This window comes from Amycolatopsis sp. NPDC098790, assembly GCF_044759945.1.
Classification (GTDB): domain Bacteria; phylum Actinomycetota; class Actinomycetes; order Mycobacteriales; family Pseudonocardiaceae; genus Amycolatopsis.
In genome coordinates this window covers 372,800-394,617 of sequence record NZ_JBIWAI010000006.1, presented here as the reverse complement: position 1 = coordinate 394,617, position 21,818 = coordinate 372,800, and the positions used below count along the sequence as shown (strand labels likewise).

The window sequence follows — 21,818 nt, the reverse complement described above, 5'->3', positions numbered from 1 at the left end:
CGGGCAAACCGGTCATTCCCGGTCACGAGGGTAGCGGGAAAACGATCACCCGAGCGGGACGGGCCGCACCACGGGCGGGGCGAGCAGCGAGCCGAACACGGGCTCGGGGTCGACGACCAGCAGGCCACGGTCGTCGAGCACGCCGGAACAGGCGACCACCCGGGCCGTCACTTGGTTGACGAACCGCGAGCCGACGCACGCGGCGCTGCCGAAGCCGTAGGGCAGGTAGCGGGACTTGTACCCCTCCGGTGGCCGGTCCCAGCGCAGCGGGCGGTATTCGCCGGGTTCGGACCAGACGTCCGGGTCGCGGTGCAGCAGGTACGTGCACAGGTAGAGCCGGTCGCCGGGGACCAGGTCGACGCCGCCCAGCTCGGTCGCCTCGGTGACGGTGCGGGCGAGCTGCCAGGCGACCGGCCACAGCCGCAGCGCCTCGCGGACGCGGTGCTCGGCGGATGCCGGGCTTTCTCGCGGCCGCAGGACCGTGCCGGCCGGGGTGCCGGGCCGCCAGCCGCGGTCGAGCAGGACGGTCCAGGCAGCCACCATCGACGCGGCCCGGCAGACCGCGCCGACCAGGCCGTGCAGGGCCAGGGCGACGTCGTCGGAGGCGCCGAGCGTCGCCCGGAGCGCTTCGGGAAGCGCGCCGCCGTTGCCCGCGGCCCAGCGGTGGAGCGCGGCGTCGGCGCGGCTGTGCGCGAGCCGGCCCCGGAACCGCCGCAGGGCCGAGCCGGTCCGGTCGAGCCCGTCGGACGCGGCGAGCGCGTCGCGCAGCGCCTGGTGCCCCGCGGCGGGGAGGCCCGGGAAGAGCTGTTCGCCGAACAACCGCAGGTAGCCGCCGGCGAGCGCGCCGGGCCACGGCTCCCGCGAGGCCGTCAGCTCGGTCCTGATCGCGTCGTCCTGGACGGCCTGCCAGGCCCGGTCCAGCTCCCGGCCCAGCGCGGCGTTGACCGGGCGGCTGTGGTCGGCGCCCGGCACCCAGTCGGCGACGGCGCCGAACGTCGCCGCCCTGGCTTCGAACGGGCGGGTGGTGGAGGCCAGCGCCGTGCGGATCAGCTCGGCTCCGCAGACCAGGTACCGGCCCGGCCCGAACGGCCGGATCGGCATGCGGTCGGCCGCCCAGCCGTCGAGCGTCGGCAGCGGATCGGCGAGGGTGGCGGAGGTGCGCACGGAGGTCTCCCGGGAAAAGGCCGTGCCCGCGGCGGGAAGCCGCGGGCACGGGGGTGATCAGTAGATCTCGTAGTAGATGACCCGGGTGGCGCCGAGCCGGCGGTTGCGCACACCGCGCACCACGGAGCGGGCGAAGAAGCGGATCGTCGTCATGGCTGTTCTCCTTCGTAGGTGTTCGCTACCAGCGGAGGCCGATGTTCGACGGACCCGCGGGCCCGAGGACGGAGGCCTCCAGTTCGCCGGACGGCACGCCGTGGCAGACCCACGACTGCGGGCCGCTTTCGGCGGCGAAACCGGTCCGGCAGACCACGCCGCCCGGGCCGCGGACGACCCACTCGGCGGGTCCGCTTCCGTGCACGTCCGCGTCGACCGACAGGGTGCCGCCGGGGAACCAGACCGGCGGGGTGACGCAGGCGCTGTCGGGGCAGGTGCGCGAGACGCCCCCTTGTTCGGAGGCTTGCGCGACGGGCGCGGCGACGGCACTCGCCGCGGCGGCGACCGCGGCGGCGGCGAGGACGCGCTTCACTGTGGTGTGCATGGGATTCCCCTCTTCCCGGAGTGGCCGAGGGGCGGCACCGCGCGTTCCCGTCCCGGCGGTGCGCATGATCCGGCTGAAGCCCCCCGATGCCAGACGGCCGCCGTCCCCCGGCACGCTCGGGTGCCGGGGCCCCACTTCCCACGGCCGACCGTCTGACGGACCCGATCTTGCCGGGCGGCGGCTAAAGCCGGGTAAAACCCGGGTCGCTGATGACCGGTGACCAGCGCCCCAATGTGGCCTTCGGTGCGTCTGACGCACCGAAGGCCACATTGGGTGCGTCTGACGCAACCAAGGCCACCTTGGGGCGCTGGGGCCCGCGCCGCCTTTCGTGAATCCCCTTCGGCTTTTCTTCCGAATTTTCGCTCATCTGAGCGAAAATGCTGTGAGCCACGCCACCCGAGAGGCAAAAGGGTGGCAAAAGTGCCCCCGTTCCCATGGTTCTCCCCACCCACCCGGATCTAGCCTGGGCGCCATGGAATTCGCCGTCGCGCCGACGGAAGCGCTCGAGGAATTGGCCGTCGCCGTCGGCGGGCATCGGCACAGCGCGCTCACCTGCGGGCCGCGCTCCGGTGAGCTCGTCCTGATGCTGCACGGCTGGCCCGAATTCGCCGAATCCTGGACCGAGCAGCTGCACGCCCTCGGCGAGGCCGGCTATCGCGCCCTCGCCGTCGACCAGCGCGGGTACGCCCGCGAAGCGCGGCCCGAGAGCGTCGAGCACTACTCCATCGAGCACCTGGTCGGCGACGCCCTCGCCTTCGCCGACAGCCAGGGCGCCGACCGGTTCCACCTGGTCGCGCGCGACTGGGGCGGCATGGTCGCCTGGGCGCTGGCCACCGCGCACCCGCACCGGCTGCGGTCGCTGACCGTCCTCTCCACCCCGCACCCGTCGGCCCTGCAGCGCGCGGCCGCCACCGACGACGGGCAGTTCCACGACCTCGGCTACATCCGCTTCTTCCGCCGCGGCGTCGGCAAAGCCGAGAAATTCCTCTTACGCGACGAAGCCGCGCAATTACGCGCTGTCTACAATCGGCGGATTCCGGTCGAAATCGTCGAACGCACCGTCGAACGCCTTTCCGAACCGGGTGCGCTGACCGCGACGCTGAATTGGTACCGCGGCGCCACCAACGACGTTTTCGACGTCCCGGCGGGCCGCATCACCGTCCCGACGCTCTACCTGTGGGGCAGCGAGGACCCGTACCTCGGCCAGAGCGCCGCGGAGCTGACCGTCCACCACATCGACGCGGAGTACCGCTTCCAGATCATCGAGGGCGCGAGCCAGTGGATGGCGATGGAGGCCCCCGACGAGGTCATCGCCCTCCTGCTCGACCACCTCCGGCGCCACTAACCGGTCTTGCGGACCAGGCCCGTGTAACCGACGAGCGCCAGCGTGGCCAGCGCCCAGATCGCGGCCTGGACCAGCCAGATCGCCACCGTGAACCACTGCCCGGCGGCGATCCCGGTGTTGAGGTCGCACCGCCCGCGCACCCCCGGAGACAGCGGCAGCCCGCGATCCAGGCCGACGCCGACCAGCTCCACCGTCGTGCACGGCGTGCCGGTCGCGGCCGTGAGGTCCGCCGTCCGCTCGGCCGCGCGGTGCCCGCCGGAGCCGACGTGCCCGGCCCACAGCCCCAGTCCCCCGGCCGCGACCACCGCGAGCAGCAACGCGGCCGCGGTCCGCCGGGCGCGGTAGCCGTAGCCGGCGAGGAAGCCCCAGAGCCAGTGGAACCGCCGGGCGGGCCAGCCGCCGATGGCCTTCGGCGCCCGCCGTTGCAGGTCCCGCTGCTGGGCGATGAGGATCTGCCGCGCGTTCCCGTCGTGCCCGGCGGCGCGCTCCGACGCCGCCAGCTGCTGGTACGGCCCGGGCCGGTACGCGGCCGTGTGGTCGCGCACCAGCAGGAGCCATTCGCGCCAGGTGACGTCGCCGAGGGAGCCGAACCGGAAGCCGTCGAGCTCCACGCGGCCGAGTCCCGCCGGGACGAAGACCGGCCCGTCGACCACGGCGGCATCGAGGCTGACGTGGGTCCCGGCCGCGCCGATCTCCGCCCCGGTGAAGGCGAGCCGGCCGCCCACGTGAGCACCCAGCAGGCGGACCGCGGCCACCGCGCCGGCACCGGTCGCCTTGAGCCCGGTCGCCTCCCAGTTCTCGCGGACCCAGCACCGGTCGGCGACCACGGCCGGACCGGCGTCGTTGGTGACGACGGCGCCGTCGAGGGTGCACGGACCGTCGATCCGGGCGCCCCGCAGGCTCACCGCGCCGGCCTCGGACGAGCTGGTCACCTTCGCGCCCGTGAGGTCCAGCTCGGTGCCGATCCGGGTGTCGTCGGCATCGAGCGCGGAGCCCGGCCCGGTGGTGACCTCGGTATCCCTGAACAGGACCTGCCCGCCGACCTCGGCGCGGTACAGCTGGACCGCGCCAGTCAGCCGGGCACCGGTGAGATCCAGGGTGTCGCCGATGTGCGTGCCCCCGGCGAGCAGCGCCGGGCCGCCGGACGAGGTGACCGTGACGCCCTCGAAGTCGGCGTGGCCGAGCACGCGGGCGCCGGCCAGGCGGATCGAGCCGATCGCCGTCAGCCCGGCCAGGCGCAGGCTGCCGTCCACCCGCAGCCGGTCTCCGCTCAGCGCCGGTCCCGTGTCGTCGGCGAGTTCGGCACCTCCCAGGTAAAGGTCCCCGTGCACGTGCGCTGCCTGCAGGGACACCGTCCCGCTCGCCCGCAGGCCGCGGGCGTGGACGCTGCCCTCGATCCGGGCGCTGTCGGCGCTCAACGCTCGCCCGCGGGGGTTGGCGAGGACCGCGCCGCCGAGGTTGACCTGGCCGTCGATCCGGGCGCCGAGCAGCGAGACCGCGCCGGTCACGGTGACGCCGGTGCCGTACAGGCCGCCGGCGCGGAGGCGGTCGGCGCCGACGGCCGGGCCGCTGTCGTTCACGAGCGTGGCGTCGCCGAGGTCGAGCTGGCCGCCGATCCGGGCGCCGAGCAGGCGGAGCGCGCCGTCCTCGCCGGCGCCGGTCACCGTGGCGCCGGTCAAGCTGAAGTCTTCCTCAGCCACCGCGCCGTCGGCGAACACCACCGGCCCGGACTCGTTCGTGAGCGCCGCTTCGCCGAAGAAGACCTCTCCGGAAACGCGCGCGCCGAGCAGGCGGACCGCGCCGCCGGCGCCGATGCCGGTCGCCCGCAGGCCGGCACCCTTGAGCGCCCGGCATTCGAGGTCGTCGAGGTACAACGCGGGGCCGTCACCACTGCGGATCTCCGCGCGGGCGAAGACGGCCAGGCCGTCGACGCGGGCGTCGCGCAGGCAGATCACGCCGAAGTCGCCGGAGCCGGTCGCGCGGACCCCGGTGAGGTCGAGGTCGTGGCCGATCCGGACGCCGGTGCCGTCCACTCCCGCGATCCGGCTGCCGGACAGGTCGAGCCACGGCAGCGTCGCGGCCCGCGCGGAGATCGTGTTCACGACCACGCAGTCGACCAGCTGCAGCCCGACCGGCGCCTCGACGTGGTCCAGGTTCAGCGTCCCGGCGATCCGGGCGCCGCCGACGCGCACCCCGCGCGGGTCCACCGGGCCACGCAGGCCGAGCAGCAGCTCGCGCAGGACGGCGGCCCGCACCGGGGTGTCGGTCACGTACGCGAGACCGCTCCGGGCGGCGTCGACCAGCTCTCGTTCCGCGCCGGTCAGCTTGGCGACGACGGGCAGTGTCACGCAGGTGGCCGCAGCGCGTCCAGGAGCAGGTCCGCGTAGTGGTCGCCGACCTGCCGCGCCGAGAGCGTGCCGCCGCGGCGGTACCAGGAACCCAGGTGGTGGACCGAGCCGAAGAAGAAGTCGACGACCACGTCGGCCGGCTTGTCCGTGCGGAACTCCCCCGACGCCTGGCCTTCCTCGATCAGGCCGCGGAAGCGCTCGTGGTACTTGCGGCGCTCGGCGCGCACCGCCTTCTGCTTGTCCGGGGAGAGCTGGTGCATCGACTGCAGGAAGATCGTGTTGTCGTCGAGGTTGTCGATGCTCGACACGACGACGTCGGACGCGGCGGCGCCGAGCCGTTCGCGCAGCGGGGCGTCCGACGAGGCGACGCTCTCCAGCTGCCGGGTCTGCTCCCGCAGGACGCGCGCGTAGATCTCGTAGAGCAGGTCGTCCTTCGAGCCGAAGTAGTGGTACATCGCGCCCTTGGTGACGCCCGCGGCCTCGACGATCTCCTGGACCGACGTCCGGTCGAAGCCTTTCTTGGCGAACAGCTTCGTGGCGTGCTCCAGCAGCCGCCGCGGCACGGCGGCCTGGTCGTCGCCACCCGCTTCGCCCGGCTTACGGGTGCTTGCCCTGGTCATCGCAAGTACCCCCTCTCCGGTTTCGAACGGACAGGATAACGGCTCACCCGGCCCAGGACAGGAACCGCCGCGGGTTGTCCACCAGCATGGTCGTGATGTCCGTTTCGGACACCCCGCGTTCCCGCAGGGCGGGCAGCACCTCCCGCGTGATGTGCAGGTAGTGCCAGTTCGGCGTCAGCACGGGCAGCTGCTCCGAGGGCAGCCAGTCGATGTAGCAGGCGGCGTCGTGCGAGAGGACCATGCTGCCCGCGTAGCCGCGTTCGCACATCGCCGCGACGGTGTTCACCCGGTCCTCGAACGGCAGCAGCAGGTCGAGGCCGAACCGGTCCATGCCGAGCAGCGACCCGCGGTCGGCCAGCTCGGTCAGGTACCCGAGGTCCGTCGAGTCGCCGGAGTGCCCGACCAGCACCTTGGCCAGGTCGACGCCCTCTTCGTCGAAGATCGCCTGCTGCTCCACGCCCCGCCTGCTGCCCGCGTGGGTGTGGGTCATGATCGGCGCGCCGGTCTCGACGTGCGCCTTCGCGACCGCCCGCAGCACCCGCTCGACGCCGGGCGTCACGCCGGGTTCGTCGGTCGCGCACTTGAGCAGCGCCGCCTTGACGCCGGTGCCCGCGATGCCCTCGCGGATGTCCCCGACGAACATCCCGACGAGCGGGTCTTCGCCCTCCAGCATCGTCCCTGGCCCGCGGAAGTGCAGGTAGTGCGGCACGTCGTTGTACGTGTAGAGCCCGGTCGCGACGACGATGTTGACCTCGACCTCGGCGGCGACCCGCTGCACGCGCGGGATGTACCGGCCCAGCCCGATCACGGTCGGGTCGACGATCGTGTCGATCCCCGCGTCCTTCAGCTCTTTGAGCCGCCGGATCGCGTCGGGGACGTGCTCGTCCTCCTTGAACCCTTCGTGCTCCGGGTAGTTGGCGACGAACTCGGGGCTCAGCACGAAGAGGTGCTCGTGCATCAGGACCCGGCCCAGTGCTTCCGGCGCGATGGCGCCGCGAACGGTCTCGACCACGCCCGCTACCCCCGCGCCCGCAGTTCGCGGCGGAGGATCTTGCCGCTGGTGGTCTTCGGCAGCTCGTCGAGGACTTCGATGGTGCGCGGGTACTTGTAGGCGGCGAGCCGTTCCTTGCACCAGGCGACCAGGTCCGCGGGGTCGGCGGTCGCGCCCGGCGCCGGGCTGACGTACGCCTTGACCGTCTCGCCGCGGTATTCGTCGGCGATCCCGACGACGGCGGCCTCGCGGACCGCCGGGTGCGTGTACAGGACGTCTTCGACCTCGCGCGGCCAGACCTTGAAGCCGGACGCGTTGATCATGTCCTTCTTGCGGTCGACGACGTACACCCAGCCGCGCTCGTCCATGAAGCCGATGTCGCCGGTGAGCAGCCGCCCGCCGGGCAGCGCCTCGGCGGTGGCGTCGGGGCGGTTCCAGTAGCCGGAGACGACCATCGGGCCCTCGACGGCGATCTCGCCCGCCTGCCCGAACGGCAGCTCCTCGCCGTTCTCGCCGAGGATGCGGACGATCGTGTCCGGCACCGGCAGGCCGATCGAGATCGTGCCGGACTCCGGGTCGATCGGCGCTTCGAGCGTGCCGGGGACGACGACGCAGCCCGCCGTGGTCTCGGTGAGGCCGTAGCCGTTGTGGATGTAGTGGCCGGTCTTCGCGCGGAAGGCCTCGACGACGGCGGGCGGCAGCGCGGCGCCGCCGGAGTAGAGCAGGGCGAACGACGCGAAGTGGTCGCGGCTGAACGACGGGTGCGCCATCAGCGCCATGTAGGCCGTGGACGGCCCGACCGTGTACGACGGCCGGTGTTCGAGGAAGGCGTCGAGCACGACCCCCGGCTCGAAGCGGTACGCGAGGGCGAGTGTGCCGCCGATGTCGATCGCGGAGCCGACTTCGCAGACCATGCCGGTGATGTGGAACAGCGGCGCGAGCCCGAAGAGCGTCGAGCCCGCCGGGAGACCGCTGAACGAGCCGAGCCCGGCGGCGTTGGTGCCGATGTTGCCGTGGGTGTTGGTGGCGCCCTTCGGCGTGCCGCTCGTGCCGGAGGTGTAGCTGATCAGCGCGGTGTCGCCGAGCGCGAACGCGGGTTCCGGCGGCTTCGGGCCCGGCGTCGCGGCGGCTTCGAGGAGCTCGGTCGCGCCCGGCGTCTCCTCCTTTTCGACCTTGGCGAAGACGCGCTCGTCGTCGCGGGTCTGGAACTCCAGTTCGCTGGTGGTGAGGGCGATGCCGACGCCGTTGGCCGCGGCCGTTTCGCCGATGTAGGCGTTCCAGCCGCGCTGCGAGCAGACGACCGCCTTGACACCGGCGTCGGTGAAGACGTGCGTGAGCTCGCGCTCGCGGTACATCGGGTTGACCGGCACGACGATGCCGCCGGCCTTCCACGCGCCGAGCAGCGCGATCACGAACTGCGGGATGTTCTGCAGCACCAAGGCGAGCCGGTCGCCGCGGGCGAAGCCGTTTTGCGCCAGGTAGCGCGCGAAGCCGTCGGAGAGCTCGTCGACCTCGCGGTAGCTCAGCCGCGCGTCGAAGTACGCGATCGCCGTCCGCTCGGGCCCGGCGGCCACGGCGCGGCGGAACGACTCCGGCAGCGTCGTCGGCGGCGCCGGCTCCGCGTCCCGCACTCGTTCGTCGTAGCTCGCGAGCCAGGGCTTCGCGTCGTACCAGCTCATCCAGTGACCTCCCTTGGACACCGACCGGTCGGTATGGCGACGCTAGGAGGCGCGGGCGGTCCGCGTCAAGACCCGGCTTCGCGGGAATCGCAGAAGCCGCCTTTCACTGACCAATACGGACGCCGGTTCGGAATGGTTCAGCATCTCTCCGATTACCGTTTTTCCCTGGACAAATCCCCGGTGGAGCAGCCACGATGACGTCCGCGGCCCACTCGGCCGCGCCATTCGGAACAACCGCGCGCTGCCCGTGTGGTCCCTCTCTGTTCACGCTAACTTGGAGTGATTCATGCCTGCTACCGGTGGACGGCACCGCCTCTCGCGGCGGACGAAGATCGCGACGGCGGCCCTCGGCCTCGCGATCGCGGCCGGGGCTCTGGTGATCGCGACGACCGTCGGCGACCCCGGCGCGGCCAACGCGGCCGGCGCGGCCCCGACCGGGCAGATCACCTGCCCGGACGTCGCTTCGCAGCTCCCCGCCATCCCGGCGTCGGCCCAGGCCGAAGTCCAGCGCAACCTCGACCTGCTGACCACGCAGCTTTCCGAGGCCAACAACCGCCTGGTCAGCACCGTCGGTCAGGGCGGGCCGAACTTCGTCCAGAACGCAATTCTCGGGCCGTTGAAGGACAAGCGCGTCTCGACGATCGACCGGATCGCCATCGCCATCGGCCGCCAGGGCCAGAAACCGCAAGGGCTCGACAGCCTGGCCACGTGCTCGCTGGGCGGGCAGGCCGGCACCGGCGCCGGCACCGTGTCGACGGCACCGGCCCAGAACGGCGGCACTTCGGGCAACACCGGGAACACCGGGAACACGGCCGGGGAGATCACCTGCCCCGACGTCGCCTCGCAGCTCCCCGCCATCCCGGCGTCGGCCCAGGCCGAAGTCCAGCGCAACCTCGACCTGCTCGACACGCAAATCGCCGAAGCCAACAACCGGCTCGTCACCAGTGCGGGCGAAGGCGGCGCGAACTTCGTGCAGAACGCCATCCTCGGCCCGCTCGAGGACAAGCGCGTCGCGACGATCAACCGCATCGCGACCGCCATCGGCCGCACCGCCGACAAGCCGCAGGGCCTAGACGCGCTAGCCCCCTGCAGCCGCTGACAGGGCGCTGATTCGCAGGAACCCCCTGGCGGACATGGAGATCCGCACTTCGGTCGTCGTGACGGGAGCGAACTCGAGCGTCGTCGGGTCGTTCGAGCCGCTCCCCCACGTCACCTCCGGGTTCCGCACCGGCTCCCACCCCTTCGCCGTGCGGTAGGCGACGTCGATCGCCGACGGCAGCGCGTGTTTCGCGTCCACGACGAAGTTCGCCGTCACCGCGCCGATCCGCCGGGCAGCGGGGAAGGCGAGCGACACCCAGTCCTGCGCTCGCGGCCGGCTCACCGCGGGCAGCGTCGCCGTGGCCTGCTTGACGTAGAAGTTCGACCAGGCCGTCGCGGGGTCGCCGTCCAGCATCGCCGCCGGCAGCGTGTCCGGTGCGCCCGAGTAACTCGCGTCCGCGGCCGCGAACACCGGGGTCACCGGCCGGTCCACGGCCCGGGCGCCGGGACCGTTGCGCTGTCCCAAGTTCGTTCCCGGCACCGTGGTCGTCCCTGGCGCCAGACCCGGCGCGCTCGCCGTGACGGTGATCGGGCCCCGGCCGCCGGTCGCGGCGATGACGGCGACCGCCTGGCCGCGGAACGCCGGGATCGTCGGCTGCTGGTAGCTCTGGGCGAGTTCCTGGCGGCCGTTGTCGACGCCGGCGACCCGCCCCGGCCCGCGGACACCGAACCGCAGCACCGGTTCGGCGCCGGGTACCACGACGCCATGTGCGTCCACAATGGACGCGGTCACGAACGCCATCGCGCCGTCACCCCGCGGTTCGGCGGTCAGCCAGACAGCGCGCGGCGGCCCGGCCGTGACGAGCCGGTCGCGCGCCACTTCGCGGCCGCCGGATGTGGCGATCGCCGTGAGCGTGCCGGGTTCGAAGGGCACGGTCCACGTCAGGTGCAGCTTGCCGGTGCCGCCGTTCGGGCTCGTGTAGCTGCCGGAGGGGTCGTTCTTGTCGTCGCCGGCGGGTTCGGACGTCTCCAGGTACGGGCGTCCGTCCACAGTGGTCTTACGATCGAACCGCTTGACGCCGAGCGACCGTCCGTTGAGGACCAGTTCGACGGTGTCCACAGTGGAGTACACCCACACCGCGACCGGCGCACCGGGCCGGTGCGTCGTCCAGTCCATCGGCGTCAGGTGCACCATCGGCGTGGTCGTCCACTGGCTGCGGAAGAGGTGGAAGGCGTCCTTGGGCAGGCCCGCGCTGTCGATCGCGCCGAAGAACGACGTCTTGACCGGGAAGACGTCGTACGGCGTCGGCTCGCCCAGGTAGTCCTGGCCTGCCCAGAGGAACTGGCCCTGGCAGAACCGGCGGTCGCGGTCCTTCTTGAGCGAGTACTCGCCGCTGAACGTCCACGAGGCCAGGTTGTTGTCGTACGACGACGTCGCGCGCTTGCCCGGCGTGTGGTTCTCGCCGGTGTTGAGCAGGTCCGGGTCCTGGTACACCCCGCGCGTCGAGGTTTCCGACGACGACTCGGACTCGAAGAAGAACTTGTCCGGGTAGGCCGCGTGCAGCCCGTCGATCGACTGCGCGGTGTTGTAGTTGACGCCGAGGCCGTCGAGCTGCCGCAGGATCAGGTCCTGCGGCGAGCCGGGCGCGGGCACGCTGCGGTAGCGGTCCGAGCCCATGATGACGGGCCGGGTGGGGTCGATCGCGCGGACGGTCTTGATCAGCTCGGCCGCGATGGCCGGGCCGCCCGCCATCGACGCGTCCGGCACCTCGTTGCCGATCGACCACAGCACGACCGACGGCGAGTTCCTGGCCGCGTGCACCATTTCCGCGATGTCGCGCCCGCTCCACGCGTCGAAGTCGCGGTGGTAGTCGAACTCGAGCTTCCCGGTCCGCCAGCAGTCGAACGCCTCGACCATCAGGAGGATCCCGAGCCGGTCGCAGACGGTCACCAGCTCGGGCGCGGGCGGGTTGTGGGCGGTCCGCAGCGCGTTGGCGCCCATGGCGAGCATCAGCCGCAGCTGGCGTTCGAGCGCCGCGACGTCGATCACCGCGCCGAGCGGGCCCTGCGTCGAGTGCAGGTTGACCCCGCGCAGCTTCATCGGCTCGCCGTTGAGCGAGAACCCGCGGTCGGGGTGGAACTCGGTGTACCGGAAGCCGAAGTCGGTGGTGGTCGTGTCGAGCACGCGGCCGGCCACGACGACGTCGGTCCGGACGCGGTACAGCTGCGGTTCCTCGACCGACCAGAGCCGGGGTTGCCCGACGCGCTGGCTGATGACGGCCGTCGCGGTCGCCCCGGCGGGCACCGGCACGGTCGTCTCGCCGGTCGCGACCACGCGGCCCGCGGGGTCGGTGACGGTGGTGCGCACCCGGGCGGCGAGTGCGGTGGCTTCGGCGTTGACGACGTCGGTGGTCACCCGCACGGTCCCGCGCCCGGCGGCGATGTCCGGCGTCGTGACGAAGGTGCCGTGCCGGGCGATGTGCACCGGTTCGGTGACGACGAGCCGGACGGTGCGGTAGATCCCGCTGCCGGAGTACCAGCGGCTGCTGGGCAGCGGGTTCACGGCGCGGACGGCCAGGACGTTCGGTGTCCGGCCGTCGGTGTGCAGGCGGCCGGTGAGGTCGAAGGCGAAGCCGGTGTAGGCGTAGGGGTGGTTGCCGAGGAGTTCGCCGTTGAGGTGGACGTGGGCGTCGGAGTAGACGCCGTCGAACTCGACGGACACCCGCTTCCCGGCGACGGACGGCGGCAGGGTGAAGGTGCGGCGGTACCAGCCGAGGCCGCCTTTGAAGAAGCCGGAGCCGCTCTGGGTGCCCTGGTCGGTGGGCGGGAGTTCGATGCTCCAGTCGTGCGGGACGTCGACGAGCTGCCAGGCGGAGTCGTCGTAGGCGGGGTCGGCGGCGGCGTCGAAGCGGCCGCTGGGGTCGGTGACGCCGTCGGGGTTGGCGAGGGCGAATCGCCAGCCGGCGCCGAGGTCGGTGGTCCGGCCGGTGAGGTGGAGGGCGGGTCGCGTGAGGGTTTCGGCGGCCCGCGCGGCGGGAGCGACGGCGGAGGTGACGACGGCGGCACCGAGGCCGCCCAGGACCACGCGTCTGCTCGGGGTGTTCGGCATCGGAGAGTCCCTTCGGCGGGCTGATGCGGCGGAAAGCACTATTGCACAAGGGTTTCCGGGCGGCCAAAGGGTTCGATAATTTCGAACCGGGGACAGGTGGGCGGCGGTGGGTGGGCTCGGCGGATCGGGAGCGGCTCCGCTGGTTCGACTCGGCGGACGGGTCGCCTCGACGAGGTCGGCTCGCGGCAACGCTGCCTGGCTGCGGCCAGGCGGGCGAGGACACCAGGCGGACCAGCGCGGCCGAGCGAACCGGCGGGACCAGGCGGCCGGGGCCGCCTGGCGGCGGGGCGAGGTAGTCAAGTGGGTCAGGCACCTGGCCAGCGGGGCGGGGCGGCGCGGCCCGGCCGACCACTTCCCGCAGCGGTTCCCCGCCGACACGTGACGAACCTCCAAGCGACCGCTTAGTATGGTCACCGACCCGAGGAGGCAATCATGTCCACTGTGGACGGAGTGCGGTACGCGGCGGACGGCCCGGTGGCCACGCTGACGTTCGACAAGCCCGACCGCAGCAACGCGATGGACGTGCCGATGCAGGCCCGCTACGGCGCCCTCCTCCGGCAGGCCGACGCGGACCCCGACGTGCGCGCGGTCGTCGTCACGGGGGCGGGCAAGGCGTTCTGCCCCGGCGCCGACTTGGGCTTGCTCGACAACATCGCCGCCGCCCCCGGCGTCCGGCGGCGGGCACGAGAACTTCCGCGACGTCCTGGCGGCGTCGGCGGTCGGTGTCCCGGTGGTCGCCGCGGTCAACGGCGGCTGCGCGGGCCTGGGCTTCGTGATCGCGTGCTCCGCGGACGTCCGCTTCGCCGCGGCCGGCGCCAAGTTCACCACGGCCTTCTCCCGGCGCGGGCTGATCGCCGAGTACGGCATCGCGAAGCTGCTGCCCACGCTGGTGGGCGACGGCCGGGCTCGTGACCTGCTGCTTTCCGGGCGGACGTTCACGGCGGAGCAGGCCGTGGACTACGGCTTGGTCCAGGAGGTGGTCCCGGCGGAGGAGCTGGGCCTGCGCGCCCACGCCTACGCGACCGAGCTGGCGACCTTACAGCGCGCCGCGGTCGATGGCCGTGATGAAGGCGCAGTTCGCCCGGGAAGCGCTGCTGCCGCTGGAGGAGGCCGCCCGGGAGGCGACCGCGCTCATGATCGAGTCGTTCGGGCGTCCGGAGCTGGCCGAGGGGCTGGCCAGCTGGAACGAACGCCGCGAGCCGAAGTTTCCGCCCCACGCCGGCCGATGAGTTTTCCGGCCATCACGCGTCGGTACCGGTGACCGTGAAACACCGGCTCGAGGAGACACCATGGCGAAACTGCTCTACGGCTTCAGCTGCTCGCTCGACGGCTTCATCGCCGGCCCCGGCGGGGACATGTCCTGGCTGACGCCGTACCTCGGCCCCGATCCCGTGGTCGACGAGCTGATCCCCGAGATCGGCGCGCTGCTGGTCGGGCGGCGGACCTACGACGGCGACGATCCCCACCGCGGTACCGAGGCCGAGGGCAAGGCCTTCGGCGGCGGCTGGGAGGGCCCGCAGTTCGTGCTCACCCACCGGCCCGCTCCCCCGGCGCCGGACGTCACCTTCGTCGGCGACCTCGCCGAAGCCGTCGACAAAGCGAAGCGGGCCGCCGGGGAGAAGTACGTCAACGTCCTCGGCGCGGACGTCGCCCGGCAGTGCCTCGACGCCGGGGTGCTCGACGAGATCCTCGCGATGCCCGTCCCCGTGCTGCTCGGCGACGGCGTCCGGATGTTCGACCGCCCCGGTGGCAAGCCCGTCGGCCTCGAGGTCGTCGAGCCCAACCGGTACCGGGTCGTCTAGGGCCGCGTCCCGAACGACGGCCGGCCGAGCAGTTTCGGCAGCACGGCGTAGGCGTCCGGCACCCAGTCGCACAGCCGCGCGCGGGTCTCGCGCGGGTCGATGACGTCCTCGACCGAGAACCGCTCCGCCGTGCGGAACGGCGAGCGCACCGCGTCCAGGCGGGCGCGGATCTCCTCGATCCGCGCCGCCCGGTCGTCGGCCGCGTCCAGCTCGGCTCGGTAGGCCGCCTCGATGCCGCCCTCGACCGGCAGCGATCCCCAGTCGCCCGAGGGCCACGCCCAGCGGCGGACCAGGCGGTGGCGGTTGACCTGGCCCGCGCCGCCGACGCCGAACACGCGCCGGACGATCACCTCGGCCATCGGGACCCGCGCCTGGTACACCGCGGTCACCGCGCGGGCGCCGTGGCGGATCGCGCCCGCGCGTTCGGCCGCCGCGCCGATCACCATGCCCGCCTGGTCGGTCAGCGACACCAGCGGCAGGTGGAACGTCTCGCAGAGGTCGACCAGCCGCGTCACGACGTCGGCGCCTTCGGGTGTCAGCGTCGCGCCGCGGTACGGGTCGGTCGCCAGCACGCCGACCGGGTGCCCGTTCAGGCGCGCCAGCCCCGCATAGGCCGAGCCTCCCGACACGGCGTAGTCGAACACCGATCCGGAGTCGAACACGCCCTCCAGCAACGGCCGCAAGCGGTACGGGTGCCGCCGGTTGCGCGGCACCAGCGACAGCAACCCCTCGTCGGCCCGGTCCACCGGGTCCGAAGTGGACGAAACCGGTGGCAGTGCGTCCACAGAGGACGGCAGGTACGACAGGAACTGTTTCGCCACCGAGAAAGCCTCGGCCTCGGAAGCCACGATCCGGTCGACCGCGCCGCTGCGCCGGTGGACGTCGGCGCCGCCCAGCTCCTCCTTGGTGAGGTCCTCCCCCGTCGCGTGCTTGACGACCGGCGGCCCGGCGACGAACAGCTGCCCGGCGCCCTCGACCAGGACGTTCAGGTGGGACATGACCGCCCGCGCGGCGCCGAGCCCCGCGACCGGGCCCAGGCAGAGCGCGACCACCGGCACCGTGGAAAGGTTGTCCACCACGAGGTCCCAGCCCGGGTTGACCGGGACGTAGGTGAACCCGTGCTGCTCCAGCACCTTGACGCTGCCGCCGCCCCCGGTGCCCTCGATCAGCCGCACCAGGGGCAGGCCCAGCTCGTTCGCCAGCCGCTCGGCGTAGACCTGCTTCTCCATGATCGCCGCGTCGGCGGCGCCACCGCGGACCGTGAAGTCGTCGCCGCCGATCGCCACGCGCCGGCCGTCGAGCCGGGCGGTGCCGATGACGAAGTTGGCCGGGGTGAACGCTTCCAGCGACTCGTCCACATAGGACGCGGTCCCGGCGAGCGCCCCGATTTCGTCGAAGCTGCCGGGGTCGGCGAGCGCCGCGATCCGCTCGCGGACCGTCGAGCGCCCGGCGGCGTGCTGGCGGGCCACCTTCTCGGGCCCGCCCATGCGTTCGGCCAGCTCGCGCCGCCGCGCGATCTCGTCGACCTCCGGCTGCCAGCTCATTCGGCTTCGACGGCCGCTTCGACCTTGCGCTGCAGCTTGTTCATCCCGCCGAGCCACCGGTCGGTCTGCGTGGCGCGCGCCGCGTAGTAGTCCGCGACCTCCGGGTGCGGCAGCACCAGGAACTGCTTCGACTCCATCGCCGCGAACAGCGCGTCCGCCACCTGCTCCGGCTCGATCGCCGACGCGCCCATCAGCAGCTGCCCGGCGGTGCCGGTGCTCTCCAGCATCGCGGTGCGCACGCCCTGCGGGCAGATCGCCTGCACGGTGATGCCGCGGTGCCGGTAGGTCGCCGAGAGGTACTCGGCGAAGGCCAGGGCGCCGTGCTTGGTCACCGAGTACGGCGCCGAACCGAGGCTGGTCAGCAGGCCGGCCGCCGACACCGTCGCGATGAAGTGCCCCCGGCCGCGCTCGAGCCACGCGGGCAGCAGCTGGTTCGCCGCGCGGACGTGGGACATGACGTTGACGTCCCAGGTGCGGGCCCAGACCGCTTCGGGGCTTTCCGCGCCGCCGAAGGGCGCGATGCCCGCGTTGGCGCAGTAGACGTCGATCTCGCCGAGGGTCTCGCGAGCCGCCGAGATCAGCTTCGCGACACCGTCGACGCTCGCGACGTCGCCGACGAACGCCGTGCCGCCGATCTCCGCGGCCACTTCGCCGGCCTTGTCGCCGTCGAGGTCGGCCACGACGACCTGGGCACCGTCCGCGGCGAAGCGGCGGGCCAGCGCGGCACCGATGCCGCCGCCCCCGCCGGTGACGACGACGCCGGTCACAGGCCACCGCCCAGGGTGACGCCGCCGTCGAGGACCATCGTCTGGCCGGTGATCCAGCTCGCGTCGTCGGACAGCAGGAAGGCGACCGCGCCGGCGATGTCGGCCGGCACGCCGAGGCGTTTCATCGGGTACGCCGCGGAGACCTCTTCCTCACGGCCTTCGTAGAGCGCGGTCGCGAACTTCGTCTTGACGACCGCGGGCGCGACGGCGTTGACGCGGATCTTCGGCCCGAGCTCGGCGCCGAGTTCCACGGTGAGCCGGATCAGCGCGGCCTTGCTGACGCCGTACATGCCGATGCCCGGCGAGGCGCCGAGGCCGGCGACGGAAGCCACGTTGACGACCGCACCGCCGTGCTCGCCCATCCACGCGTCGCGGGCGCGCTTGGTCCAGCCGAGCGGCGCGAGCACGTTGACGCCGAGGATCTTCGCCGCGGCGGCCGGGTCGATGTCCAGGGTGGACCCGTAGACGGGGTTGATGCCGGTGTTGTTGACCAGGTAGTCGAGCCGGCCGAAGGTCTCGATCGTCTTCGCGACGGCCTCGTCCTGGTGGTCGGTGTCGTCGGCCTTGCCGGGCACGAACATGGCGACGTCGGGCCCGCCGAGCTCGTTGACGGCCTCCTCGAGGGCGTCGGGCTTGCGCGCGGTGATGCACACCTTGGCCCCGCGCTCGACGAGCGTCTTCGCGATCCCGAGGCCGATGCCCCGGCTGGCCCCCGTGACGATCGCGACGCGATCCTTGAACGAGTTCACGGCAGTGTGTCTCCTTCGCGGTGTGGTACCCGGCACATGCTAAGCGGTCGGTCAGGTGCCCATTATGCGCGCCCGCGCCATCCTCTCAAGCCGACGCGCGTCACACCGGCGGCCGGCGGCCCGCCCACACTCCGCTCTTGCCCCTGACACCGGTGTCAGGTTTTAGCGTAGGACGATGACCGAAGTGCACGGAACTCATGATCCCCGCTTCGCCCCCGTCCGCGACGCGCTGCGGCAGAACCTCGCCGCCGGTGAGGAACTCGGCGCGTCCCTCGTCGTCGACCTCGACGGCGAGCTCGTCGTCGACCTCTGGGGCGGCTTCCACGACGAGGCGCGCACGACGCCGTGGCAGCGGGACACCATCACCAACGTCTGGTCGACCACCAAGACCGTCGTCAGCCTGGCGGCCCTGGTGCTCGCCGACCGCGGCGCCCTCGACCTCCACGCGCCGGTCGCCCGGTACTGGCCCGAGTTCGCCGCGAACGGCAAGGAGCACGTCGAAGTGCGGCACCTGCTGTCGCACACGTCCGGGGTGTCCGGGCTGGAACAGCCGGCCGTGGTCGAGGACCTCTACGACTGGGACAAGACGACGGCCCGGCTCGCCGCGCAGGCGCCGTGGTGGACGCCGGGCACCGCCTCGGGCTACCACGCCACGAACTTCGGCCACCTGGCCGGTGAGGTGATCCGGCGGGTCAGTGGCAGGTCGGTCAAGGACTTCGTCGCCGAGGAGATCGCCGGCCCGCTGGAGGCGGACTTCCGGATCGGCGCCGCGGAGGCCGACCGGCCGCGGATCGCGCCGGTCGTGCCACCCCCGCCCGCGCAGTTCACCCCCGAGCCCGGCAGCGTCATGGCGCGAACCCTGTCCGGTCCGGCCGTCGACGCGGCCGTCGCCAACACGCCGGCGTGGCGCCGCGCGGACCTCGGGGCGGTGAACGGCCACGGCAACGCCCGCTCGGTCGCGCGGATGCTTTCGGCGCTCGCCCTCGGCGGCACGGTCGGCGGTGTCCGGCTGCTCGGCCCGGACACGATCGGCCTCGTCTTCGAAGAGCAGGCGAACGGGATCGACCTCGGCCTCGGGATCCCGCTGCGCTGGGGCATCGGCTACGCCCTGCCCCGGCCCGACGCGGTGCCGTGGGTCCGCGACGGCCGGGTCTGCTTCTGGGGCGGCTGGGGCGGTTCGGTGATCATCGCCGACCTCGACCGGCGGCTGACGATCTCCTACGTGATGAACAAGATGGCGCCCGGCGTCATCGGCTCCGACCGCAGCACCACCTACGTCGACGCGGTCTACGCCGCGCTCGGGTGAACGGTGGTGCGGGTCGCCGGCCGGTCGGGGCACGGCCGGCGACCCGGGTCTCCGTCAGACGCCGCTGACCTGGCGGATCCAGCTCCGGCCGGCGGCGACGCTGCCGTAGGTGGTGGTGCTGGACCGGTCGCTGGTCGAGCAGACGCCCACCTGCACGCCGCCGTCGACCATCGGGCCGCCGGAGTCGCCGCCGGCCACCGCGCCGTTCGGCGTGTCGGCCGAGATCGCCGGCCCGCCGGAGTAGTCGCTCGCGGAGGTGTCGGAGATCCGCACCGACGCCTTCTTCAGCACGCTCGACTGGTGGCTGCCCTCGTCCGAGGACTGGGTCGCGCCCCAGCCGTAGACGGTGGCGGCGTCGCCCTCCTGCGCGTCCGAGGAGCTCGACGCGAGCCGCGCGAACGTGCTGCCGCCGTTGGTGTTCAGCTTGATCAGGGCGAGGTCGCCGCCGGAGTAGACGTAGGTCGACGACGCTTTCGCGTGCACGCCACCGGAAGCGCTGTTCGACCCGACGTAGAGGTCGATGTCGGTCAGCCGCTGCCCGTTGTTGTCGTACATGCAGTGCTTCGCGGTCAGCACCCAGCGCGCGCCGATCAGCGTGCTGGTGCAGAAGAACGTGTAACCGTTGGCGTGGCCGTTGAAGCGGGTGATGTAGCCGGGGTTCTGGGCGGTGCTGCCGCCGATGATCGACGGCTGGGCGTCGGGCGAAAGCGGCGCGACGGGCGTGGCGGCCGACGCGGGGGCGGCGAGCGTGGCGAGGGCCGCGGCCGAACCGGCCAGCAGGGCGGCGGCACGGGCGAACCGGCGGGATGACTCACGCATGGGGACTCCTCGGAGGGGACCGGTGGGGACTCACCGAACGTAAGCGCGCGGTGCGCCCGCGGTAACCGTCCGAAGATCCGAGCCGATCAACGGAACAAGACAGTCCCTTAGACGGGTTGCCTTCGCCGCGGCCGACGTTCGTCGGGTGACAGCGGTGATCCGCGGCTGCTAAACCGAAGGCGGTCCGGCACCACCGTCACCGGACGCCCGTACCGGCCGCGCGTGATCCGCCCGTTCCGGAAATCCTTTCCCCGCACCAACACCGAGGATCACGATGCCGTTGTTCGCGGTGCCGCACCCGGACCTCGCCGAGCGGGAGCTGGCGCGCGCGCTCGCCGACGGCCCGTTCAGCCGGGCGCTTTCCCTGGCCATCGACCGCAGTGGACTCGGGCTGGCCCGCCTCCGCGACCGGCTGGCGGGCGCGGGCGTCCCGGTCAGCACGACGACGCTCAGCTACTGGCGCACCGGCCGGACCCGGCCCGAGCGGCCGGACTCGCTGCGCGCGGTCGCGGTGCTGGAGGACGTCCTCGGCGTGCCCGCGCGGGCGTTGACCGACCTGCTGGCCCGGCCCGGCCGGCCGGACGCGCCGGACCCGGTGCGGTGGGAGCGCTTGTGGGGAGCCCGCAACGGGGTTCTCCCGGCCCTGCGGTCGTTCGACGCGGCCGAGGAGACGTCGCTGGTGGTGCTCAGCCTGCACGAGGAGCTGCACGTCGGCGCCGACCGGTCGCTGACCCGGTTGCGGGTGCGCGAAGTCGTCCGCGCGGTCGAAGAACCGGTGCAGGCCAAGGTGGTGGCGTTGCGCGGCTGCGCGCCCGGCCGCCCGCCGCGGCTGGTGTCGACGCGCTACTGCCGTCCGGTGCGGACCGAGGTGCTGCCGGAGCCGGGGTTCGTGCTCAGCGAACTGGTGCCGAGCCGGTCGCTGGCGGTCGGCGAGACGGCGATCCTCGAGTACGAATTCGCTTACACGGACGGGGTTCCGGACACGAGCTACGACCGCCGGTTCCGCCACCCGGTGGCCGCGCACCTGCTGGAGGTCCACTTCGCGGAGCTGCCGGAGAAGTGCGAGAGCTACCGGCTGGAGTCACCGGGTGGGCCGGAGCGGGACGTGACGGAGGTGCCGCTGTCCCCGGCGGCACCGGCGCACGTCTTCACCAGCGGCGGCGGGCCCGGTATCCGGGGCCTGCGGTGGAGCTGGCCGTGACCCCGCTCAGGCGTCCTTCGCGAACTCCGTGACGAGGTTCTGCAGCTTCCCGGGCGTCTCCAGCTGCGGCAGGTGCCCGGCCTCCTCGATCAGCACGAACTTCGCGTCGGGCAAGGCGTCGCTGTAGGCCTTTCCGTGCTCCGGCGGCACGATCCGGTCCGCCGCGCCCCACACCACCAGCGCCGGCGTCGTCGCGGCAGGCAGGCGGCCCAGCAGCGTCGGGTCGGCCATCGTCGTGCCGCCGTAGACCCGCAAGGCTCCCCGGTTGCCGGCCATCGCCGCCTGGCGCTCCGGTGGCAGCTTGGCGGGGTCGATGCGGAACGCGTCCGGGTTCGCGTAGCTCAGCTCGGCGACCTGGTCCATCGTGAGGCCGAAGAAGTCCGCGATCGGCGCTTCCGGGAGGTCCAGGCCGACCGCGTCGACCAGCACCACCCCGGCCACCCGCGGGGAGCCGAGCAGGGCCAGCTCCGCGGTGATCCACCCGCCGATGGAGTTGCCGGTCACCGTGACGCCGGTCAGGTCGAGTTCGGTCAGCAGCGCGGCGTAGAGCCTCGCCAGCCCGGCGATCGTCGTCAGGGACTCGGGCCGGGGCGTGCCCTCGAATCCGGGGTGGACCGGCACGAGCACGCGGAAGCCGTCCGCGGCGAGGCGCTCGGCGAACCCGGTCACCGACTGCGGTCCCGCGCCGCCGTGGAGCAGGAGCAGCGGGCGGCCGGTGCCGTACGCGGTGTAGGTGACGTCGACCGGACCGGACTCGGCGAGGTCGACGCGCTGGGTGTTCGTCATGGGTGTGTTCTC

General features: G+C 72.7%; 18 protein-coding genes and 2 pseudogenes. 8 read left to right on the top strand and 12 right to left on the bottom strand.

Going from position 1 to position 21,818, the window contains the following annotated elements; all coding sequences use genetic code 11:
- Nucleotides 1-45: 45 nt before the first annotated feature.
- Both ACIQWX_RS38935 and ACIQWX_RS38930 read right to left on the bottom strand, forming a co-directional pair.
- Complete coding sequence (locus ACIQWX_RS38935; protein ID WP_400882123.1) at nucleotides 46-1,164, bottom strand: cytochrome P450; 1,119 nt, start codon at nucleotides 1,162-1,164, stop codon at nucleotides 46-48.
- 178 nt (nucleotides 1,165-1,342) lie between these two features.
- Nucleotides 1,343-1,702 (bottom strand): hypothetical protein, encoded by a 360-nt coding sequence (locus tag ACIQWX_RS38930; protein WP_400882120.1) that lies wholly within the window; start codon nucleotides 1,700-1,702, stop codon nucleotides 1,343-1,345.
- A gap of 472 nt (nucleotides 1,703-2,174) precedes the next feature.
- On the opposite strand from ACIQWX_RS38930, the gene ACIQWX_RS38925 reads away from it, so the two are divergent.
- The gene (locus tag ACIQWX_RS38925; protein ID WP_400882117.1) at nucleotides 2,175-3,047 is read left to right on the top strand and encodes an alpha/beta fold hydrolase; all 873 of its coding nucleotides are present in this window, start codon (nucleotides 2,175-2,177) and stop codon (nucleotides 3,045-3,047) included.
- Here ACIQWX_RS38925 and ACIQWX_RS38920 read toward each other — a convergent pair.
- Genes ACIQWX_RS38920 through ACIQWX_RS38905 form a run of 4 tightly spaced genes read right to left on the bottom strand, consistent with a single transcriptional unit; the run spans nucleotide 3,044 to nucleotide 8,685 of the window.
- Nucleotides 3,044-5,395 (bottom strand): hypothetical protein, encoded by a 2,352-nt coding sequence (locus tag ACIQWX_RS38920; RefSeq protein WP_400882113.1) that lies wholly within the window; start codon nucleotides 5,393-5,395, stop codon nucleotides 3,044-3,046. The two genes, ACIQWX_RS38925 and ACIQWX_RS38920, sit on opposite strands and share 4 nt — an antisense overlap.
- Entirely contained in the window at nucleotides 5,392-6,015 is a 624-nt protein-coding gene (locus tag ACIQWX_RS38915; RefSeq protein ID WP_400882110.1) for a TetR/AcrR family transcriptional regulator, read from the bottom strand. Before ACIQWX_RS38915 ends, ACIQWX_RS38920 begins: the two co-directional genes overlap by 4 nt.
- A gap of 43 nt (nucleotides 6,016-6,058) precedes the next feature.
- Nucleotides 6,059-7,027 carry a phosphotriesterase gene (locus tag ACIQWX_RS38910; RefSeq protein WP_400882108.1) on the bottom strand — a complete coding sequence of 323 codons (969 nt, stop codon included), beginning with the start codon at nucleotides 7,025-7,027 and terminating at the stop codon, nucleotides 6,059-6,061.
- A 5-nt stretch (nucleotides 7,028-7,032) separates the two neighbouring features.
- Nucleotides 7,033-8,685: an AMP-binding protein gene (locus tag ACIQWX_RS38905; protein WP_400882105.1), complete on the bottom strand. Its 1,653-nt coding sequence runs from the start codon at nucleotides 8,683-8,685 to the stop codon at nucleotides 7,033-7,035.
- A 286-nt stretch (nucleotides 8,686-8,971) separates the two neighbouring features.
- Between ACIQWX_RS38905 and ACIQWX_RS38900 the strand changes: the two genes are divergently transcribed.
- Nucleotides 8,972-9,784, top strand: coding sequence for a hypothetical protein (locus ACIQWX_RS38900; protein ID WP_400882102.1), 813 nt, complete (start codon nucleotides 8,972-8,974; stop codon nucleotides 9,782-9,784).
- Here the strand turns inward: ACIQWX_RS38900 and ACIQWX_RS38895 are convergent.
- Nucleotides 9,764-12,832, bottom strand: a complete 3,069-nt coding sequence (locus tag ACIQWX_RS38895; RefSeq protein ID WP_400882099.1) for a glycoside hydrolase family 2 TIM barrel-domain containing protein — start codon at nucleotides 12,830-12,832, stop codon at nucleotides 9,764-9,766. The two genes, ACIQWX_RS38900 and ACIQWX_RS38895, sit on opposite strands and share 21 nt — an antisense overlap.
- 432 nt (nucleotides 12,833-13,264) lie before the next feature.
- Between ACIQWX_RS38895 and ACIQWX_RS38890 the strand changes: the two are divergent.
- The 4 genes and pseudogenes from ACIQWX_RS38890 to ACIQWX_RS38875 all read left to right on the top strand — a co-directional run.
- Nucleotides 13,265-13,417: pseudogene (locus ACIQWX_RS38890) on the top strand (enoyl-CoA hydratase); the annotation flags it as partial.
- A gap of 145 nt (nucleotides 13,418-13,562) precedes the next feature.
- Nucleotides 13,563-13,823: pseudogene (locus ACIQWX_RS38885) on the top strand (enoyl-CoA hydratase-related protein); the annotation flags it as partial.
- A gap of 73 nt (nucleotides 13,824-13,896) precedes the next feature.
- Complete coding sequence (locus ACIQWX_RS38880; RefSeq protein WP_400883141.1) at nucleotides 13,897-14,061, top strand: hypothetical protein; 165 nt, start codon at nucleotides 13,897-13,899, stop codon at nucleotides 14,059-14,061.
- Nucleotides 14,062-14,121: 60 nt separating this feature from the next.
- A complete protein-coding gene (locus tag ACIQWX_RS38875) occupies nucleotides 14,122-14,634 on the top strand; it encodes a dihydrofolate reductase family protein (protein WP_400882096.1) in 513 nt (170 codons plus the stop codon).
- On the opposite strand, the gene ACIQWX_RS38870 is transcribed toward ACIQWX_RS38875, so the two are convergent.
- The 3 genes from ACIQWX_RS38870 to ACIQWX_RS38860 are packed head-to-tail and all read right to left on the bottom strand — an operon-like array spanning nucleotide 14,631 to nucleotide 17,694.
- Complete coding sequence (locus tag ACIQWX_RS38870) at nucleotides 14,631-16,178, bottom strand: acyl-CoA carboxylase subunit beta (RefSeq protein ID WP_400882093.1); 1,548 nt, start codon at nucleotides 16,176-16,178, stop codon at nucleotides 14,631-14,633. The genes ACIQWX_RS38875 and ACIQWX_RS38870 overlap by 4 nt on opposite strands.
- Nucleotides 16,175-16,945 (bottom strand): SDR family oxidoreductase, encoded by a 771-nt coding sequence (locus ACIQWX_RS38865; protein WP_400882090.1) that lies wholly within the window; start codon nucleotides 16,943-16,945, stop codon nucleotides 16,175-16,177. The genes ACIQWX_RS38870 and ACIQWX_RS38865 overlap by 4 nt, the downstream gene beginning before the upstream one ends.
- Nucleotides 16,942-17,694, bottom strand: a complete 753-nt coding sequence (locus ACIQWX_RS38860; RefSeq protein ID WP_400882087.1) for an SDR family oxidoreductase — start codon at nucleotides 17,692-17,694, stop codon at nucleotides 16,942-16,944. The genes ACIQWX_RS38865 and ACIQWX_RS38860 overlap by 4 nt, the downstream gene beginning before the upstream one ends.
- 175 nt (nucleotides 17,695-17,869) lie before the next feature.
- Between ACIQWX_RS38860 and ACIQWX_RS38855 the strand changes: the two genes are divergently transcribed.
- Entirely contained in the window at nucleotides 17,870-19,000 is a 1,131-nt protein-coding gene (locus tag ACIQWX_RS38855) for a serine hydrolase domain-containing protein (RefSeq protein ID WP_400882084.1), read from the top strand.
- A gap of 54 nt (nucleotides 19,001-19,054) precedes the next feature.
- On the opposite strand, the gene ACIQWX_RS38850 is transcribed toward ACIQWX_RS38855, so the two are convergent.
- A complete protein-coding gene (locus ACIQWX_RS38850; protein ID WP_400882081.1) occupies nucleotides 19,055-19,819 on the bottom strand; it encodes a S1 family peptidase in 765 nt (254 codons plus the stop codon).
- 274 nt (nucleotides 19,820-20,093) lie between these two features.
- Here ACIQWX_RS38850 and ACIQWX_RS38845 point away from each other — a divergent pair, with 274 nt between their 5' ends.
- The gene (locus ACIQWX_RS38845; protein WP_400882079.1) at nucleotides 20,094-21,020 is read left to right on the top strand and encodes a hypothetical protein; all 927 of its coding nucleotides are present in this window, start codon (nucleotides 20,094-20,096) and stop codon (nucleotides 21,018-21,020) included.
- Between the two features lie 6 nt (nucleotides 21,021-21,026).
- Here ACIQWX_RS38845 and ACIQWX_RS38840 read toward each other — a convergent pair whose 3' ends face one another.
- Nucleotides 21,027-21,806, bottom strand: a complete 780-nt coding sequence (locus ACIQWX_RS38840) for an alpha/beta fold hydrolase (RefSeq protein WP_400882076.1) — start codon at nucleotides 21,804-21,806, stop codon at nucleotides 21,027-21,029.
- Nucleotides 21,807-21,818: the final 12 nt, after the last annotated feature.